Origin of the sequence: Faecalicatena contorta (assembly GCF_003149105.1) — a bacterium.
GTDB lineage: Bacteria > Bacillota > Clostridia > Lachnospirales > Lachnospiraceae > Muricomes > Muricomes contortus_C.
In genome coordinates this window covers 61,647-79,850 of the sequence record NZ_QGDS01000001.1, presented here as the reverse complement: position 1 = coordinate 79,850, position 18,204 = coordinate 61,647, and the positions used below count along the sequence as shown (strand labels likewise).

Here is an 18,204-nt window from a genome sequence, read left to right as displayed (position 1 = left end):
CAGAAACCAGCTACATTTGACATCGATATTTTTTAATTTCCGGCTCTTTTTACCGCCTCTTTCATGCTCTTTACATATTCTGCAATCGGCTCTTCTGCCCGGTCTCCATATTTTTCTATCAGTTTCACAATTGCACTGCCCACAATGGCTCCGTCGGAAGCTGCTGCCATTCTTTCAGCCTGCTCAGGCGTGCTAATACCAAAGCCCACCGCCGCCGGTATATCCGTCACTTCACGGATAGAAGCAATCATAGAAGTAATATCCGTCTCTATATTACTTCTTACACCAGTAACACCCATGGATGACACTACATAAAGGAAGCCTTTTGCTTCTTCTGCAATCATCTGAATCCGCTGTCTGGAGGTGGGCGCTATCATGGAGATGACATCTACATGATGAGATTCTGCCGCCACAGACATTTCCTCTTTTTCCTCGTAAGGCAGATCCGGAATAATAATGCCATCTACACCCAGGTTTTCACATTTCAGAAAAAAGTTTTCGTATCCGTAATGGAATACCGGATTCAGATACGTCAGAAACACCAGAGGTATCTGACTCTTTTCTCTTACCCGGCTTACAATTTCAAACACGCCGTCTACAGTCATGCCTTCTTTCAACGCCCGGATATTTGCATCCTGTATCACAATGCCTTCTGCCGTCGGGTCAGAAAAGGGAATCCCGATTTCCACCAGGTCTGCGCCTGCCTCTTCTATTGCCAGAATATAGTCCACAGTTTTCTCCAGAGAAGGGTCCCCTGCCGTTAAGAAAGCAATAAAAGCCTTTCCGTCTGAAAATGCATTTTTTATTTTACTCATGGATATCCACCCCCTTGTATCTTGCAATCGCCGCTACGTCTTTATCTCCCCGCCCTGACAGACAGATAATCATTACTTCCTCTTCTCCCATGTGGGGTGCAATCTTCCTGGCATGTGCTACAGCGTGAGCGCTCTCTACAGCACAGATGATACCTTCCGTCCTTGCCAGATATTCAAATGCATCCACCGACTCATCGTCTGTCACCGGCACATATTCCGCCCTGCCGGAATCTCTCAGATATGCGTGTTCCGGTCCAATTCCCGGATAGTCGAGACCCGCGGAAATAGAATATACCGGTGCAATCTGACCGTATTCATCCTGACAAAAGTAAGACTTCATCCCATGAAACACGCCAATCGATCCTTTTGTCATAGTTGCCGCATGCTTATCTGTATCCACTCCTGCTCCTGCTGCCTCACAGCCGATCAGCCTGACCGTTTTATCCGGAATGAAGTGGTAAAACATCCCTATTGCATTGCTCCCTCCACCCACACAGGCAAGTACTGCTGACGGCAGCTTTCCTTCTGCTTTTAGAATCTGCTCTCTGGCTTCCCGGCTGATTACACTTTGAAAATCCCTTACTATCATTGGAAAAGGATGAGGTCCCATGACGGAGCCAAGGACATAGTGAGTATCTGACACCCTGTTGGTCCACTCCCGCATAGTCTCATTCACCGCGTCCTTCAGCGTCTGGGTGCCGCTGGTCACTGAGTGGACTTTCGCACCCAGAAGTTCCATCCTGTACACATTCAGGGCCTGCCGGTCTGTATCCTCTTTTCCCATGAACACTTCACATTCCAGTCCCAAAAGTGCTGCCGCCGTAGCCGTAGCCACGCCATGCTGTCCGGCGCCTGTCTCTGCAATGACTCTGGTTTTTCCCATTCTTTTTGCCAGAAGCACCTGCCCCAGCACATTGTTAATTTTGTGAGAACCTGTATGGTTTAAATCTTCCCTCTTTAAATAAATCTTTGCTCCGCCTAAATCTTTTGTCATCTTCTCCGCATAATACAGGCGGGAAGGGCGTCCCGCATAGTCATTCAGCAGGTTGTTCAGCTCTAACTGGAATTCAGCATCTTTTCTATAATATTCATACTGCTCCTCCAGATGAATTAATTCATTCATGAGTGTCTCGGAGATATACTGCCCTCCGAACTCACCGTATCTTCCTTTCGACATCTCGAATCCTCCTAACTGCTTCTTTTATTTTTTCTCTGTCCTTTTTTCCTTCTGTCTCTACACCGCTGCTCATATCCACCCCATAAGGCAATACCTGCATAGCCGCCTGGGCAACATTTTCCGGATTCAATCCTCCGGCCAGAAAGAAAGGTTTTGTAACCCTGCCAATAAGCCTGTAATCAAACTGCTGCCCGGTTCCCCCTGTGCCGCTGTCCAAAAGCAGATAATCTATGCTGCTTTCTTCCCAGCGCCGCAACTCCTCCGAAAAACCATCTGATGTCATGGACACTGCCTTTACAACAGGAGCATCACAGCACCTTTTCAGCCTTTCCAGGTATTTCACATCTTCACTGCCGTGGAGCTGTATAATATCTATCGTCTGCTTCTCTGCCAAATCCAGAACAATATCCAGCTCCTCATCCACAAACACTCCTACAGCTAATATTTCTTTGCTTAATCCGCTTTTCAGCAAGGCCGCCTGGCTGGGCGTAACATATCTGCGACTCCCTCTGGCAAAGACAAACCCTATTAAATCCGGCCTGGCCTCGTTCACCGCCTCAACATCCTCAACACGGCTCAGCCCACATATTTTAATCTTCATAGCCCCTCCTGACTGCAAAATATCAGAATATTCTGAAAACGAAGTGCAAAGGGGACAGTCCCTTTTCAAAAGGGACTGTCCCTCTTGAATTCGTCCCTCTTGAATTCCTCTAACATCCTGCGCTTATCTGTACTTCTCATAAGTGTCTCTCCTATCAGTACAGCATCTGTCCGGTTTTTCCGCAGCCGCTGGATGTCCTCAGCGCTTTTTATCCCACTCTCTGATACATATAGTACCTGTTCCGGCACCAGGCTTCGAAGGCGTTCGCTCGTATGGATGTCTACCTTAAAGGTTTTTAAATCTCTATTATTGACTCCTACTATCCTTGCCCCGCATTTTAAAGCTCTTTCTAATTCTTCTGCAGTGTGTGCCTCCACTACTGCCGACAGCCCCAGCTCTTCTGCTATTTTCATGTAGTCTTTTAGCTCTTCGTCATTTAATATGGCGCAAATCAAAAGGATGGCATGGGCTCCCATTATTTTTGCTTCATACAGCATATAGACATCTATCGTAAAATCTTTCCTTAGGATAGGAATCCTGACTTTTTGTGATATTTCCTCCAGAAACGTGTCGTTTCCTTTGAAATAGTAAGGTTCCGTCAGAACTGACAGTGCTGATGCTCCTGCCTGTTCATATTCTTCTGCTATCTTTAGATAGGGAAACTCTTCTGCTATGACTCCTTTAGAGGGAGATGCTTTTTTCACTTCACAGATGAAAGACATCCCCTCTTTTTTTAAGGCCTTTTCAAAGGGAAATGAAAAATCGCCTCCCTGTTCCTGCCTTTCTTTGAGAGCCAATTCATATGCTTTCTCCCTCAGCCCTTCCTCCGGTACATTTTTCTTTTTTTCTTTTATTCTTATCCTGGTTTTTGCCGCAATCTCATCTAATATCATCTTTTACCTTCCTCTTCACCAAAAACTCTGTTCCATTTAAAAACAGGGGATTTCTTCTGTAAGATTAGAATAACGTATAAACTGCTCCAGTTTTTCATTTGCTTTTCCACTATCTATTGTTTCTTCTGCAAGGCTTACGCCTTCTTCAAGTGTTTTTGCCTTTCCTGCCACATAAAGGGCTGCCCCTGTATTCAAAAGTACCGCATTTCGTTTCGGTCCGGTTTCCTGCCCCTTCAAAATCGCCCTTGTGATTTCCGCATTTTCTTGAGGTGTTCCTCCTGCCAGCTCTGATTTTTTGCAGAAGGTAAATCCAAATTGTTCCGGTGTAATTGTATAAGAATGAAATGCGCCGTTTTTGATTTCACATACGGTCGTCGGAGCGCTCATGGATATCTCATCCAGTTTATCCTGTCCATACACTACCATGGCATTTTTTACACCCAGTTTTTCCAGCACTCTGGCTAATGGCTCTACAAGAGCTTCTTCATAAACTCCCATCACTTCCATATTTGCCCCGGCCGGATTGGCCAGCGGTCCCAGGATGTTAAAAATGGTCCGTATGCCCAGCTCCTTTCTGACTGGAGCTACATATTTCATAGCAATGTGATAATTCTGGGCAAATAAGAAACAGATCCCGATTTTCTCCAAAAGCTGTGCGCTCTGCTCCGGTGGTATTGTAATTTTTACCCCAAGCGCCTCCAGCACATCCGCCGCTCCGCTTCTGCTGGATGCTGCACGGTTGCCATGCTTTGCTACCGGCACTCCCGCGGCAGCAATCACCAGTGCGGAGGTGGTGGAAATATTGAAGGAGTTAGCTCCGTCTCCCCCTGTCCCTACAATCTCCAGCGCGTCCACATTGTGCAGGAGTTTTACACAATGTTCTCTCATCCCTGCTGCCGAAGCCGTAATCTCATCGATGGTCTCCCCTTTCAGGCTCATAGCTGTCAGATAAGAGCTCATCTGTACGTCACTTGCCTCCCCGCTCATAATCTCATTCATAACCTGGTAAGCTTCTTTATATGTTAAATCTTTCCTCTTTGCCAGTTTTAAAATTGCCTCTTTAATCATGATGTCCTGCTTCCTTTCTGAATATATTCGACGTAACAGTTCAGCCATAAGACTGGTTTCACGTTACTGGGCTGTTATAAAAAATTGTGGATAATCTTTGCCCCATCGGGAGTCAAAATAGATTCCGGGTGAAACTGTACTCCATATACCGGATATTCCCGGTGTTCCACCGCCATAATCTCTCCCTCCTTCGTCCTTGCCGTTACCCGGAGAGTTGAAGGAAGGCTTTCCTCCTCAACTGCCAGAGAATGATATCTGGCAACCGGGATTCTATCCTGCATTCCCTTAAATAACTTACTCTCCCTATCCAGCCATGCTTCTGAGGTTTTTCCATGCATCAGCCGTGGGGCATACGTAATCTTTCCGCCGAAAGCCTGACAAATAGCCTGATGTCCCAGGCACACCCCCAATATAGGAATTTCTCCTGCCAGTTTCTGCACGATTTCCAAACAGATGCCTGCATCATCAGGTCTTCCCGGTCCGGGAGACAAAACGATAGCTTCCGGTTTCATTCCCCGGATTTCCTCCGCAGTCATTTCATCATTACGGATAACCATCAGGTGCTCCCGCTCTGCCCCAATCAATTGGTACAGATTGTAAGAAAAACTGTCATAATTATCAATCAACACAATCATGCTTCTATCCCCTTCCCTGCGCCCTCAATGGCTTTTGTCACCGCTTTGGCTTTATTCAGACATTCTTGATATTCCATCTCCGGAACACTGTCCGCCACAATTCCCGCACCGGAGCATACATAAATATGTCCGTTTTTCGCGTAAGCCATCCTGATGGCTATACAAGTATCCAAGTTTCCAGTAAAATCAATGTATCCTACTGCACCTCCATAGATTCCCCGCTTGCAGTCCTCCAGTTCGTCGATAATCTCACAGGCACGGATTTTGGGTGCCCCAGAGAGGGTCCCTGCCGGAAGAATTGCATCTATGGTGTTCATAAAATCCTTATCTTTCCGAATCTCACCTCTCACGGTGGAGCCAATGTGCATCACATGGGAAAACCGTTCAATGCTCTGATATTTTTCCAGTTCCACTGTACCTATTTTGCTGATTTTCCCGATGTCATTTCTCCCCAGATCAACCAGCATATTATGTTCAGCCAATTCCTTTTCGTCTGCCAGGAGCTCCTTTTCCAGACGCTGATCCTCCTCATAAGTGTCTCCCCTTTTCCTGGTCCCGGCTAAAGGAAATGTATGAAGCGCCCCATCCTCCAATTTTACCAGTGTTTCAGGGGAAGCTCCTGCAATCTCAACATCATTGCTGGAAAAGTAAAACATATAGGGAGACGGATTCGTACTGCGGAGCATCCGGTATACATCCAGAATGCTTCCTTCTATTTCTGCCGACAGCCGGTTTGACAGCACCACCTGGAAAATATCCCCTTCATAGATGTAATGCTTTGCGCGCTCCACCATTTTGCAGTACGTTTCCTTCGTAAAATGGGGACGCAGCTCACTTTTTATCGTCAGCGGAATATATGGCTTCGGTTCCCCGTTCCTTACAATCCGTTTCAGCCTTTCCAGCCGGTCAATTGCTTTTTCATATTCCTGTTTCACATTTCCGTCCAAAGACATACTTACAATTAAAATCATTTTATGTCTCAAATGATCAAACACAATCACCTGGTCAAAAAGCATCAGGTCCACATCCCTGAAATGGGCTTCATCTCTGGCATTAAGCTTCAATGATGGCTCCGCATACTTGATATAGTCATAAGAGAAATACCCCACCAGCCCTCCTGTAAAAGAAGGAAGTCCTTCCAGCTTAGGCGCCCGGTGACTTTCCACAATCTCGCGGATGTATTTTCCAGGATAAGAAGTCTCAAATTCCTTTATTCCTTCATCCTTGATCCGGCACATCCCATTCCTGCAGCTAATTTCCATGGTAGGCTCAAATCCCAGGAAACTATAACGTCCCCACCGTTTTGCATCCTCCGCACTCTCAAGCATATAACAGTGGTCACTCACATTTTTCAGTACCTGCAATACCCCGATAGGCGTATACATATCCGAAAACAATTCCACACTGACCGGCATGGTACGATAATTCCCTGCCGCCGCAAACTCTTCTGCTCTCTTTAAATCAGGATAAATCATAAACTCTCCTTTCCGTCAGGGACAATCTAAAGGTGAAAGTACAAAAGAAGTACAAAAGGGACTGACCCTTTTGAGCTTCGTTTTCAGAATATTCTGAATAATCAGTGCAAAGGGGACTGTCCCTTTTGGGCTCTGTTTTCAGAATAATTAAAAAAATCCGCCCCTGACATTACACATTAAAGTAATGTCAAGGACGGATTGAAATTTCAATTCGCGGTGCCACCTTGATTCACAGAAAAAATTCCTGTGCACTTAGCAAGATACTAACATATCTCTGGCGACTAACGTACGCCCTTACGTCATGCTATACTCGGCCTTACTGCCTTTCCCTCATGCCCTCAGCGGTCCATTTAACAAACTGCGTTTACCTGATTTCCACCATCTCAGGCTCTCTGTGAATGCACGATATGTTTTTATCTCCGCTTCAACGGTTTAATTTGTTGTTTATTATATACGCTCTTTTGTAAAAATGTCAATGATTAAATTTATCTTTTAATTTTTCATTAAATTCCTTTTCTATAAAGTGAGTAAGAATATATGGCAGGAATCAGCACAACCAGAACTATGATAACCAAAGGTATTATACCAAATTGAAAGAAGGCACTTATAATAAACACAATCCCACCTACAATAAAGAGCTTCCCGGCAAGCCTGCTGGTACGGTTCCAGTTTTCCGTACTGTTTAATGTCCAGGGCAGCCTGATTCCCACAGTATAACTTTGTTTACTCTTAGGGATGTAGTTTCCAATTACAACAAATAACACTCCCACCATAAGATTTGCACCCATGCCGATATTCAAAGAAATCCCCACAGCTATACCATAAATCATGAAACAACATACCCATGATGTGACAGGGATAATCCAGAACACTACATTTAGCATCTTATTGCTGATGTTCTTCTTTTTCGGGTCATTCAGCGTTACAAATATACAGACCAGATGCAGTAATACAAGAAGCAGGGGCATCCCGAAGACAGCAAAGGTCCTGCTGCTCCAACCGTTTGCAACATTATTCATTCCCCAATGTGTAGCAATTGTCTCAGGGAGCTTATTCCACAGTAAAATTCCCGCCAGCATGGGCAAAATGGTGATAATACTGGTAATAATTATTCTTTTCAAATATGGTTTCATACTATCTATCTCCTTTCAGGTCTGACAGCCAAAGCATAATTTCTTCCACTACGGAAGTATTCAATTCATAATAAACATAGTTCTTTACTTTTGTCTCCCATACCAAATCTGCCTTTTTTAATATGCTAAGATGATAAGAAATCGTTGCTCCCGTCATATCAAAATGACTCCCTATCTCCCCGGCAGAAAGAGGAGCACCCTTTAGCAGCACCAGAATTTCCCTCCGAACGGGGTCTGAAAGTGCTTTAAATGTTTCCGCAAAACTCATCCGCATCCTTCCTTTCTTTAAACCTATTTAGAAAATCTTCTAATCACTTTATATCACAAACTCCGGTAAAAAACAACAGGTATTTAGAAGTCCATCTAAATACCTGTTTCCAGCCAAATTCCTTTATTTGCTTTTTATTATCTTTCCTATGCTAAACTTTACCAGGACCTCTTTTTGACCTGTTACTGTCAAAAACATCAGGAATATTTATTTCGGGCAAGCCTGTTCTTCTATATGATTCAGATAACTGAGGACTTACCATTGCTCTTGACGTTTTTTTGCTTGCCTTAGCCTCTTCTTTCGTCTCAAACAATCTATTTTCAGGCAGCTTCAATGCACCACAGGCCCCAATTAACTGTACGATATAAGTCTTCCCTTGTTTACTAACTACCTTTACCTGAACTACTTCTGAATTGTCCTCTAATATAAAGCATGTATCACCACGTTTAAATGGCATACCATCCACCTCCTTTGAAGGTAAATAAATTTAAAAACACCGTCTCTTTTCCTTGAGAAAAAATACCGTGTTCTGTACCTTAATACCCTGTAAAATAACTTTTTATATTTACTGTGTCCAATACATACTATAAAGTTTTTTCCGGTTGATGTCAACGCTGATGTCGAAACATGTTTAAACTTATACGACCAAATTTTGCCTTCGTTTCCAAAGTATATGCTTTTTAATTCATCTACAGTATTTAGGATCTCCATTATAATAAATTTCACAATAAACAATTATTGACAATATTGTATGATACACAGTATAATAACTATGAGGTGATAACTATGTCAGAAAAAGAACAAATTCAAAACTTTATCACAGAACTCCGCAGGGGAAGCCTAACACTGGCTGTCCTGGGATGTCTGAAGCAATCCCATTATGGCTATGCACTGCTTCAAACGATGCAGGGCGAGCACATAGACATCGAAGCCAATACACTGTATCCACTTTTACGCCGGTTGGAAAGTCAGGGCTTACTTGTCAGTGATTGGGATACAAGTGAGAGCAGACCGAGGAAATACTACTCCATCAATGAAAAAGGTGAAACAGTATATAAGGAACTAATGGAAGAATGGAAAAGAATGCAAAGAAGCATTGAATCTATTTGCGGAAAGGATGTATACAATGAATAATTTAATTGATCGCTATGTTTATGACGTAACACGCCGCCTTCCTGAAAAAGACAGGGATGAAGTAAGCAAAGAATTAAAGTCCAACATTTATGATATGCTGACGGAAAATGCTGATGAAAACGAAATAAAGGAAGTTTTGTATAAACTGGGTCCGCCTGTTTCCCTGGCGGAGAAATACCGGCAAAACCCACGGTATTTGATATCCCCCGCTGTTTATGATGATTATGTGCGCGTATTAAAATGGATCTTGCCTCTGATTGGTATCCTTACCTTATGTATTGGTATGATTGTGGGAGCCATTGATGCCATTAAAAACGGTATGGTTGATGCAGTTTACTTTATACAGAATATCCTGTCAAAAGGTATTTCTTTAGGTATATCTGCCACCTTCCAGGCGCTTTTGTGGACGACGATTGGCTTTGTAATTGCTGAACGGGCCAGTACGAAAACGGATGAAGACAGAGAACCCAAGTGGAACATTGAAGATTTACCGGAAGTATTGCCTGCTGACAAAGGAAAAATACCATTATCCGACAGTATTGCCGAGTTGATACTAACGTTTGCATTCTCTGTCCTAGCAATTTTGCTGTGCGCTGGAACATTACCTATTCCCTTTATGATTCTGGATGGCAACACACGAATATACACCTTATTCAGCTCTAGCTTCTTAGCCGCCTGTATCCCTGCTATTATAGCGATGTTCTTATTTGGTGCCGGCGAATCTATTATTAAGATTAAAGAGCGCAGATGGACGCCTCTTGTCTGCACTGCAGTCATAATAAACAGCCTAATAAGTATAGGCGTTATGATTTATCTAATTACCAGACCAGACATATTCAGCGCCGAATTTACAACTTTCCTGCAGCGCTTCGATTGGAGTAACCTTGATATACTGCGTTTTATGGGAAGAGGAGGAATAAATCCAATCATTGCACTTGTTTTCCTTATAGTTGTGATTTGTTCCCTGGCAGAATGCATAAATGCCATTTTTAAGACCATTAGAAATAGAAATTCATAAAACCACTTAATAACATAAAAATTTTTGGCATACGACTTGCTCATTATATGGTATCCTTATTTTACAAGGAGGTATTTTAAGATGCTGAATAAAATTGAAAAGGTGCGCCCGGAGCTAGCCCGGCACCATGGAAATGTTAAAGTTGTCTCATATGAAAACCATATACTGCGTGTTAAACTGCTGGGAAAGTGTTCTGGAGGTTCTCTGCCATGTTAACTGTAGGAATAAAATACTGCGGAGGATGCAATCCCAAATATGACAGAGCAAAAAAAGTGCAGGAACTTCAAAAACACTGCCCTCAACTTTGCTTCTCGTATGCTGTACCAGCACAAACCTATGATTTTCTCATTGTAATTTGCGGCTGTCACGCAAAATGCGCAAGTCACGAAAAACTTTCTGTACAATCAAAAAAATTTATTTTATATGAAGAACAGGATTTTGAACAGCTATATACATTTTTCGATACTTTAAATGCGTCTGCCGGGAAGCTATAACAAATTCAAAAAAAGAAGAGCAAAAGGGTCAGTCCCTTTTGCTCTTCTTTTTCAGAATATTCTGAAAGCTTAAGCTTTGTTTTCTGAAAGATAAATGCCATAATCCATTGCTTTTAACCACTCAGCCATGGTGAGAATATGTAGATTTACCGGAAAATCAAAGATGTCGCTGCAAAAACTTCATATCACTGTGCGATTTCTCTCCCGAAGTCTTTACACTCCTGCTCAGATTCTCCGCTGGGTGCGTCATTCACAATCAGACTCTCAACTGCAAGCACTGCTCCCGCGTTCTTCATGCGTTCGTCCCAATCGCGCATCCACTGCCCGTCGCCCCAACCGTATGAACCAAAGAGCGCAAGCTTCTTTCCGCTGAGACTTCCCTCAATGGAAATCATGAACGGTTCAAATTCACTTTCTTCCAACACCTCATCCCCCATAGAAGGACAACCGAGAACCAAAACATCACAGTTTACATCGTCAATCGATGCATCAGAAACATTTTTCAGATTGACAGTTGCTCCAGCGCTTTCCGCACCTTCTTTGATTAGATTTGCCATAGCCTCGGTATTACCTGTACCGCTCCAGTAAATAAGATTAATTTGCATAATGATTTTCTCCTTTATATAAATTTTTTTAACTAACTTTACCTTCCCTAAAACTTTTCACACAGCTCTCAGCAAATTTGCAGCAATTTGTATTGACGGAAAATTTTGCAGCACATCAATTGCATAGATTTGAGCCTCATCAATTTTCGCCCACATTTGCTGCGCCGCTTCAACATCCTCATAGACCTTCCAGTATCCGCAGCAGGTACAGTTTTTACCTTCATTTTCGATATAAGCTTTTACATCTCCCGGAGGATAGCCAAGGAAAAGACCGATCTCATGAGGAAAATCGTTTGACGCAAGCCTTGCAGATAAGCAATTAAGAAATTCATCGACACTTCCATTAAGTTCATAACCGAATGATGCTAAAATACAAAGCGATTTTTCGTTTCGAATGGCAAGCTCAATTTCGTATCGGTCATATATCAAAAACAATGAGGAGTTGTTGTTGATTTTCAGTTCCTTTAAACACAATCCACTTGCTTTGCACATTGCTTTTTCTCTGCTTCTCCATAAATTCACGCATTCCGATTTTACAGTAATCAGCACGGCAGGCTTTGCTTTGCGAAGCACAGGTGAAGCATGGTACAAAAACAATGATTCAATATGCTGTCGGCAGACGGAACCGCGCAGCATAGCCATGAACATCGCTTGTTTTTGATTAAATGTTTTCAAATCATCGCCTCGCTTTCTGCTTTTAGTTAGTATTAACTAACCAAATTAGCTAAAGTAAACACTGACCTTTGGCAGTGTAGGAGTATAATCACGGATAAGTTAGTTATTGCTAACTTATTTTAAATTATCAAATTTTTATCTGATTGTCAAGATGTTTTTATAAAAATAATCAGGAGGTTTTCTTTCGTATAATTCTAAGGAACCAATATAAGTTACTAATAATTATGTGCCATATGTTAAAAAAGAAGCTCACTTTTATGTGAGCCTCATTAACATGCACTTTTACACTTACTGCCAAATAATTGTCAGAGCAGCCTTGAAGCCCAGTATTATTTAGCTCTTTTTGCGCATTGACATTGTATCAATCTTTACGTTTGTTTTTTGAAACAGTACTGTATCTAATGTTATTATACCGTACTCGATTTTTCGTGATGATTATGTTCTCCGCAGTTGTGTCCTCCACGGCCATCATCGTGATGTCCGCCGTGATGATTACAGGTGGCTTCCGGGTCGAAGACGAGTTTTTCCGCCAGTAATGCCTCGACAGCCTCATCCGCGTTTCCTGTTACTCCACCATAAAGCTTTATATTTGCTTCGGATAATGCTCTCTTAGCTCCACCGCCGATGCCTCCACAGATTAGCGTACCCACATTCAGCTTTTTTAGAATATCCGCCAGGGCGCCATGACCGCTGCCATTGGTATTAACTGTTGTAGCGACAATCACTTTGTTATCTTCGATGTCGTAAATTTTAAAACGTTCGGTGTGGCCAAAGTGTTGAAAAACCTCGCCGTTTTCATAAGTTACCGCAATTCTCATCTTAATTCTCCTCACTTTCAATATGGTTTTCGTTATTAATTCTTCTACCTCGGCGACGTCTATGGCAACAGCCGCGGCCACAGGTTTCCTCCTGTCCCCCACAAAGGATATATTCTCCTCCATCGATCAGCAGTACCTTTCCATGTACCAGAGAGTCTGCAAGTTTCCTTCTTGCCGTTTCATATATCCCTTGAACGGTGGTACGAGCTATGTTCATTTGTTTTGCGCACTCTTCCTGTGTAAATCCTTCCAGATCAATTAAGCGGATAGTTTCGTATTCATCCACCATCATCCTTACAATTTCTTCTCCACTGACTGCGCTTCCTAAAGGCCCAAATCGGGCATTTTCCGGCAGGCAACAGACTTTTCTCCATTTTCTCGGTCTCGGCATTTTCTCACCTCGCTTCATAAGTAAAAGAAACAGGAGAATACTCTGCAGCTTTTACGTTTTGTTACAGATTCCTTCCAGGACATCCTCCAAGACCTTTTCCAGTGAATGCTCCATCTTCCATCGGACCTGTTCCGTTTCTTCCGTGCGTTGATAATAACCTTCTTCAAGTTATTGACATATGTCATTTACATTCTTACTATAACTCTGTTTCGGGCATATGTCAATAAACATTCTTAAAAAATTAAAAACCGCCTTTCGAGGCGGCTTGATTCTTGCCCTAAAACACAAAAAAGTCCAATCTTACTTGGACTTTTTCTTATGACTGCGGATGGTGGGACTTGAACCCACACGAGGTCACCCCCGCAAGATTTTGAGTCTTGTGCGTCTGCCATTCCGCCACATCCGCTCATCCGGTTCGGAGTGCATGTCTGCTTTCCGAACCGAAGTTTATGTTACCATATTTAGGGACATTTTGCAATAGTTTTTTATTAATTTGCAAATTACTTCTGAATCAGTTTTTTCCCAATGTCAAAGCAATCGAAAGTTGCAAAATAATCTGCTGGTGTTTCCGCACGTCGGATAAGCTGCGCTGTACCATCCTCCCTGAGGAGAACTTCCGCGGATCTTAATTTCCCATTGTAATTATATCCCATGGCGAAGCCATGAGCTCCTGTGTCATGAATGACCAGGTAATCCCCTTTATCTATTTTAGGCAGCATCCTGTCAATGGCAAATTTATCATTGTTTTCACAGAGTGAGCCTGACACATCATATTTATGGTTACAGGGCCAGTCTTCTTTTCCCATAACTGTAATATGGTGATAGGACCCGTACATAGCCGGACGCATTAGATTTACGGCACATGCATCCACACCGATATATTCTTTGTGAGTATGCTTTTCATGAATTGCCGTGGTCACCAGGCATCCATAAGGACCCATCATATAGCGGCCCAGTTCTGTATAAATCGCCACATCTCCCATACCCGCAGGTACTAAAACTTCCTCGTATACCCTGCGTACACCATCACCGATGGCACGTATATCATTTGGCTCCTGGTCCGGCTTGTATGGGATTCCGATTCCGCCGGAAAGATTGATAAACTTAATATGCACTCCCGTCTCCCGCTGAAGGCGCACTGCCTGCTCAAACAATACCTTTGCCAGCATCGGATAATAATCGTTGGTCACGGTATTGCTGGCAAGAAAAGCATGAATCCCGAAATCCTTCGCACCTTTTTCTTTCAGGATTTTAAACGCCTCAAATATCTGTTCTGTAGTCATGCCAAATTTGGAGTCTCCCGGGTTATCCATAATATCATTGCTGATTTTAAATAATCCGCCTGGATTATACCGGCAGCTTATGGTTTCTGGAATATGACCGATTGTCTGCTCCAGAAAATCAATGTGTGTGATGTCATCCAGATTAATAATTGCCCCCATCTTATCCGCCAGTACATATTCCTCAGCAGGGGTGTCATTGGAAGAAAACATAATATCCTCACCTCTTACTCCAATTGCATCAGAGAGAATCAGTTCTGTATAAGAAGAACAATCACAGCCGCAGCCGTACTCCTTCAAAATCTGAACCAGAAAAGGATTTGGTGTTGCCTTCACTGCAAAATACTCTTTGTAGCCGGGATTCCATGCAAAAGCTTCCTTGAGAGCCTTCACATTTTCTCTGATTCCTTTTTCATCATAAAGATGGAAAGGGGTAGGAAATTCTTTTACAATCTCATCCAGCTGTTCTTTCGTTACAAATACTTCTTTTTTCATATCTGCTTTTCTCCTTTACGTAGCTCTATTAGTTGAATTTCATTCGCTAAAGCCATTTTGAATACCATTACAAAATTATTCTGAGCGGAATACAGGCAGGTGTTCATACTTCCCTTGCCGTATTCACCGGACAATGCATACTTTGAATCCATGATAAGTCCTATCTGCCTGCCTTTATCCCCGGTGATGTAAACCTTTGCACCGTCCAGTTCAAAAGGCCCGTCTGTAATAATGACCACCTTTTTCCCTGCAGACAAAAGTTGTTTTAATTCCTCTAGAAACTCACCCAGGCAATCTAATGTACAAGATAAATATACACGTTCCTGTGAATGTTCCAGCAAATTCTGAATCTTGTCCTGTATATTGGCCGCCCCTTCAATGGTGATATAGCCCTCTTCCTCCACTTGCCCCGGGGGCAGGTTTTTTATAAGCCACTCCTCTTCTGCCTTCATTCTGCGGATACAATTATCGCAAAATTCTTTCAGATTCACCGGAATATATCGTTTTGCTGATTCTTCCACAAGATACGCGGCCCCCTTCTCCACCAGGGCTGCAAGTGAATTATAAGCATTGGAGCGAGAAATACCGGCTTCTTTAGCCACCTCATATCCGGTCTGCTTTCCTCTATGCAGCAGCTTCTGATAAACCAGAGCTTCCTGCCTCGTCAGTCCGAAATGAAGTAAATATTCTATAAACTGTTGTTCATCCATTCTATTATACTCCATTAGTAGTACTTTACAGGAACACTATATAACATTCAAAACTATCTGTCAATAGGTTGTTAAAAAACCAGCGTCTTACACAAAGCTATACTTGTTGAACATTAGTAGTTCAACAAGTATAGCTTTGGTAATTCGCTGGTCAGAATACTTTTTATAAAATATTTGCACAACAGCTATCTCTACTCTATCGTCGCAATTCTCATCATATTGCTGATTCCGCTCTTTTCCTTCTTCACACTTGGCGATGGAATTCCGGCAGTCAGTACAACTACATCCCCTGTCTCAATATACTGTTTCACAAGAGCCAGTTCAATCGCTCCGCTGCAAATGTCCTCTGTAGTATTCACTTCTAAAGATTTCAGAGGTCTGACTCCCCAGTAAATAGACATCCTGCGCAAAGTTCTTTCATTAGGTGTTACCCCCAGGATTTCCTGTTTTGGCTTCAGATTTGATACCACCCTTGCTGTCGCTCCGGATACAGACGGTGTTATGATGCATTTTGCATTCAGGTTTGCCGCGGCAAGCACAGAGGAATACCCTATCGCACTAGACACTCCTGTCCGCAGGTGATTCCCTGCCTTTTCCAATATAAGGTCATAATCCAAATGCTGTTCTGAATTTTCTATGATGTGTACCATCATCTGCAAAGCTTCCAGCGGATATTTCCCCTGGGCCGTCTCCCCTGACAGCATCACTGCATCGGTACCGTCGTAGACTGCATTCGCCACATCGGTAACCTCAGCTCTTGTAGGACGGGGGTTACGAATCATGGAATCCAGCATCTGGGTAGCTGTAATAACGGTTTTAAAATTATTATTACATTTCTGAATAATCATTTTCTGCAAATAGGGAACCTCTTCTGCCGGAATCTCTACTCCCAGATCTCCGCGGGCTACCATGATTCCATCCGCAGCCCGGATAATCTCATCAATATTCTGAATCCCTTCTGCATTTTCTACCTTAGCTATAATTGGGATATATGGCGCATTCAGTTCTTTTAAGTAAGCTTTGATTTCCAGAACACATTCTGCATTTCTCACGAAAGATGCCGCAATAAAGTCCACATCCTGCTCTACACCAAATTTAATATCTTCTTTATCTTTACTTGTAATAGCCGGAAGTCGTACAGGAACATTGGGTACATTCACCCCTTTTCGTTCACCTAGTTCTCCCCCGTTTACAACGGTACAGACAATGTCACGGTCTGTCTTGCTTACAACCTTAAGTCCAATCAGACCGTCATCAATCAGAATAATCTTACCTTTGTCCACATCATCTACCAATCCGGTGTATGTGATGGATACTTTTTGCTCATTGCCTACTATATCATCAATAGTCAAGGTAAAAGTGCTCCCTGTCTCCAGGGTAACTTTCTTTCCATCGGCCAGCAGGCCGGTGCGGATCTCCGGGCCTTTGGTATCCAGCAGAATTGCCGTGTTGACACGTTCCTCTTCCCTAAGCTGCTTTAACATATCCATTCTGCTTTTATGTTCCTGATGGTCGCCGTGGGAAAAATTAAAACGTGCAACATCCATGCCGTTTTGGATCAGCTTTCTCATCAATTCTCTATTATTTGTGTTTGGTCCCATTGTACATACTACTTTTGTCTTCTTCATTTTCTATATCCTCTCTGATATTACTTTATTTCTTTTACTTTTCTTTCAAAACATTTCATTCAACATGCCGGTGCGTAAACAGGTGATCCTGACAATACTCATAATTCCCCTTACATTTTGAACAAAAACGAAACTCCAGAGTTGGGTCATCCAGCTCTGTCCGCCCGCACACTGCGCACCGGTGGCGTGCGCCATTCTGGTATGTCATATGGGGACGGGACTGTTTCTTGAAATCAGCCTTTCTTGCTCTCTCTTTCGGAGTATAGGGCTTCGTATTCCTGCTGGAGAAAAAGAATACAATAAAGTTCAGAAGAGACGCTATAATTGCAACCCTCGTAACCATATTTCCGCGTACCAGGTCATATAAGATAAATGCGGCATAAACCAGCGCCATCCATTTAATCTTTATAGGGAGGATGAAATACAGCATTATTTCCATATCCGGATTGCTGACGGCGAACGCCAGAAAAATAGACATATTAATGTAATACGTACTGAAGTAAAATCCCAGTCCTAACAATCCGCCGGTTACCAAATATAATATAAAGGCACCAATAACGGTGAAAAGAATTCCCGAAAAAATATAAACATTGTAACGAAATGCTCCCCACGTACGTTCCAGCGCAGTTCCCAGTGAATAGTAAAACAACATCATAATGAGAATCGTAATCATATTTCCGCTGGGCGGCACCAGAATCCATGATATGATCCTCCAGACCTGACCTGACAGTACAAGTCCTGGTTCCAGGGTCAGCCAGCCTAATAGATTCGGAAGAAGGCTATATATTCCATATCCGATAATATAACCCCCGATTAAATATAAGGTCAGATTATGGATAGCATAACGACCAAACTTTTTTTCTAACTTACTTAACCAATTCAATGACATTT

22 protein-coding genes and 1 tRNA gene are annotated in these 18,204 nt (G+C 42.7%); 4 read left to right on the top strand and 19 right to left on the bottom strand.

Translation table 11 applies throughout. The features are described from left to right. Window positions 1-32: 32 nt before the first annotated feature. From trpA to A8805_RS00335, 10 genes are all read right to left on the bottom strand, one after another. Window positions 33-815: a tryptophan synthase subunit alpha gene (gene trpA / locus A8805_RS00380; RefSeq protein WP_109708254.1), complete on the bottom strand. Its 783-nt coding sequence runs from the start codon at window positions 813-815 to the stop codon at window positions 33-35. Then, window positions 808-1,992, bottom strand: a complete 1,185-nt coding sequence (gene trpB, locus A8805_RS00375) for a tryptophan synthase subunit beta (RefSeq protein ID WP_109708253.1) — start codon at window positions 1,990-1,992, stop codon at window positions 808-810. Before trpB ends, trpA begins: the two co-directional genes overlap by 8 nt. Continuing rightward, window positions 1,970-2,593 carry a phosphoribosylanthranilate isomerase gene (locus A8805_RS00370; protein ID WP_109708252.1) on the bottom strand — a complete coding sequence of 208 codons (624 nt, stop codon included), beginning with the start codon at window positions 2,591-2,593 and terminating at the stop codon, window positions 1,970-1,972. The genes trpB and A8805_RS00370 overlap by 23 nt, the downstream gene beginning before the upstream one ends. 65 nt (window positions 2,594-2,658) lie before the next feature. Continuing rightward, entirely contained in the window at window positions 2,659-3,486 is an 828-nt protein-coding gene (gene trpC / locus A8805_RS00365) for an indole-3-glycerol phosphate synthase TrpC (RefSeq protein WP_109708251.1), read from the bottom strand. A 36-nt stretch (window positions 3,487-3,522) separates the two neighbouring features. Then, complete coding sequence (gene trpD / locus A8805_RS00360) at window positions 3,523-4,554, bottom strand: anthranilate phosphoribosyltransferase (protein WP_109708250.1); 1,032 nt, start codon at window positions 4,552-4,554, stop codon at window positions 3,523-3,525. Between the two features lie 74 nt (window positions 4,555-4,628). Further along, the gene (locus A8805_RS00355) at window positions 4,629-5,189 is read right to left on the bottom strand and encodes an anthranilate synthase component II (protein WP_109708249.1); all 561 of its coding nucleotides are present in this window, start codon (window positions 5,187-5,189) and stop codon (window positions 4,629-4,631) included. Then, a complete protein-coding gene (trpE, locus tag A8805_RS00350; RefSeq protein WP_109708248.1) occupies window positions 5,186-6,664 on the bottom strand; it encodes an anthranilate synthase component I in 1,479 nt (492 codons plus the stop codon). Before trpE ends, A8805_RS00355 begins: the two co-directional genes overlap by 4 nt. A 503-nt stretch (window positions 6,665-7,167) precedes the next feature. Beyond that, complete coding sequence (locus tag A8805_RS00345; protein ID WP_109708247.1) at window positions 7,168-7,797, bottom strand: SdpI family protein; 630 nt, start codon at window positions 7,795-7,797, stop codon at window positions 7,168-7,170. Window position 7,798: 1 nt separating this feature from the next. Continuing rightward, window positions 7,799-8,065 (bottom strand): autorepressor SdpR family transcription factor, encoded by a 267-nt coding sequence (locus A8805_RS00340; protein WP_146199418.1) that lies wholly within the window; start codon window positions 8,063-8,065, stop codon window positions 7,799-7,801. Window positions 8,066-8,216: 151 nt separating this feature from the next. Then, a complete protein-coding gene (locus A8805_RS00335) occupies window positions 8,217-8,522 on the bottom strand; it encodes a hypothetical protein (protein ID WP_109708245.1) in 306 nt (101 codons plus the stop codon). Window positions 8,523-8,851: 329 nt separating this feature from the next. Here A8805_RS00335 and A8805_RS00330 point away from each other — a divergent pair, with 329 nt between their 5' ends. From A8805_RS00330 to A8805_RS22280, 4 genes are all read left to right on the top strand, one after another. Further along, entirely contained in the window at window positions 8,852-9,199 is a 348-nt protein-coding gene (locus A8805_RS00330; protein WP_109708244.1) for a PadR family transcriptional regulator, read from the top strand. Further along, window positions 9,192-10,217, top strand: coding sequence for an HAAS signaling domain-containing protein (locus A8805_RS00325; RefSeq protein WP_109708243.1), 1,026 nt, complete (start codon window positions 9,192-9,194; stop codon window positions 10,215-10,217). Before A8805_RS00330 ends, A8805_RS00325 begins: the two co-directional genes overlap by 8 nt. An 81-nt stretch (window positions 10,218-10,298) precedes the next feature. Next, a complete protein-coding gene (locus A8805_RS00320; protein ID WP_109708242.1) occupies window positions 10,299-10,433 on the top strand; it encodes a NifU family protein in 135 nt (44 codons plus the stop codon). Then, complete coding sequence (locus tag A8805_RS22280) at window positions 10,427-10,711, top strand: hypothetical protein (protein ID WP_109708241.1); 285 nt, start codon at window positions 10,427-10,429, stop codon at window positions 10,709-10,711. The genes A8805_RS00320 and A8805_RS22280 overlap by 7 nt, the downstream gene beginning before the upstream one ends. Window positions 10,712-10,896: 185 nt before the next feature. Here A8805_RS22280 and A8805_RS00310 read toward each other — a convergent pair whose 3' ends face one another. The 9 genes from A8805_RS00310 to A8805_RS00270 form a co-directional block, all read right to left on the bottom strand. After that, the gene (locus tag A8805_RS00310) at window positions 10,897-11,319 is read right to left on the bottom strand and encodes a flavodoxin (protein WP_109708240.1); all 423 of its coding nucleotides are present in this window, start codon (window positions 11,317-11,319) and stop codon (window positions 10,897-10,899) included. Between the two features lie 54 nt (window positions 11,320-11,373). After that, window positions 11,374-11,991: a DUF3793 family protein gene (locus A8805_RS00305; RefSeq protein ID WP_109708239.1), complete on the bottom strand. Its 618-nt coding sequence runs from the start codon at window positions 11,989-11,991 to the stop codon at window positions 11,374-11,376. A 407-nt stretch (window positions 11,992-12,398) separates the two neighbouring features. Further along, window positions 12,399-12,809 carry a NifB/NifX family molybdenum-iron cluster-binding protein gene (locus tag A8805_RS00300; RefSeq protein WP_109708238.1) on the bottom strand — a complete coding sequence of 137 codons (411 nt, stop codon included), beginning with the start codon at window positions 12,807-12,809 and terminating at the stop codon, window positions 12,399-12,401. 1 nt (window position 12,810) lies between these two features. Next, window positions 12,811-13,218, bottom strand: coding sequence for a DUF134 domain-containing protein (locus A8805_RS00295; protein ID WP_330405656.1), 408 nt, complete (start codon window positions 13,216-13,218; stop codon window positions 12,811-12,813). A gap of 305 nt (window positions 13,219-13,523) precedes the next feature. Beyond that, window positions 13,524-13,606: transfer RNA gene (locus tag A8805_RS00290), tRNA-Leu, on the bottom strand. Between the two features lie 94 nt (window positions 13,607-13,700). After that, window positions 13,701-14,975, bottom strand: a complete 1,275-nt coding sequence (locus A8805_RS00285; RefSeq protein WP_109708236.1) for a diaminopimelate decarboxylase — start codon at window positions 14,973-14,975, stop codon at window positions 13,701-13,703. After that, window positions 14,972-15,685 carry a TrmB family transcriptional regulator gene (locus A8805_RS00280; protein ID WP_109708235.1) on the bottom strand — a complete coding sequence of 238 codons (714 nt, stop codon included), beginning with the start codon at window positions 15,683-15,685 and terminating at the stop codon, window positions 14,972-14,974. Before A8805_RS00280 ends, A8805_RS00285 begins: the two co-directional genes overlap by 4 nt. Before the next feature lie 191 nt (window positions 15,686-15,876). Next, complete coding sequence (gene pyk, locus A8805_RS00275) at window positions 15,877-17,313, bottom strand: pyruvate kinase (protein ID WP_109708234.1); 1,437 nt, start codon at window positions 17,311-17,313, stop codon at window positions 15,877-15,879. A gap of 55 nt (window positions 17,314-17,368) precedes the next feature. Beyond that, window positions 17,369-18,196 carry a hypothetical protein gene (locus tag A8805_RS00270; RefSeq protein ID WP_109708779.1) on the bottom strand — a complete coding sequence of 276 codons (828 nt, stop codon included), beginning with the start codon at window positions 18,194-18,196 and terminating at the stop codon, window positions 17,369-17,371. Window positions 18,197-18,204: the final 8 nt, after the last annotated feature.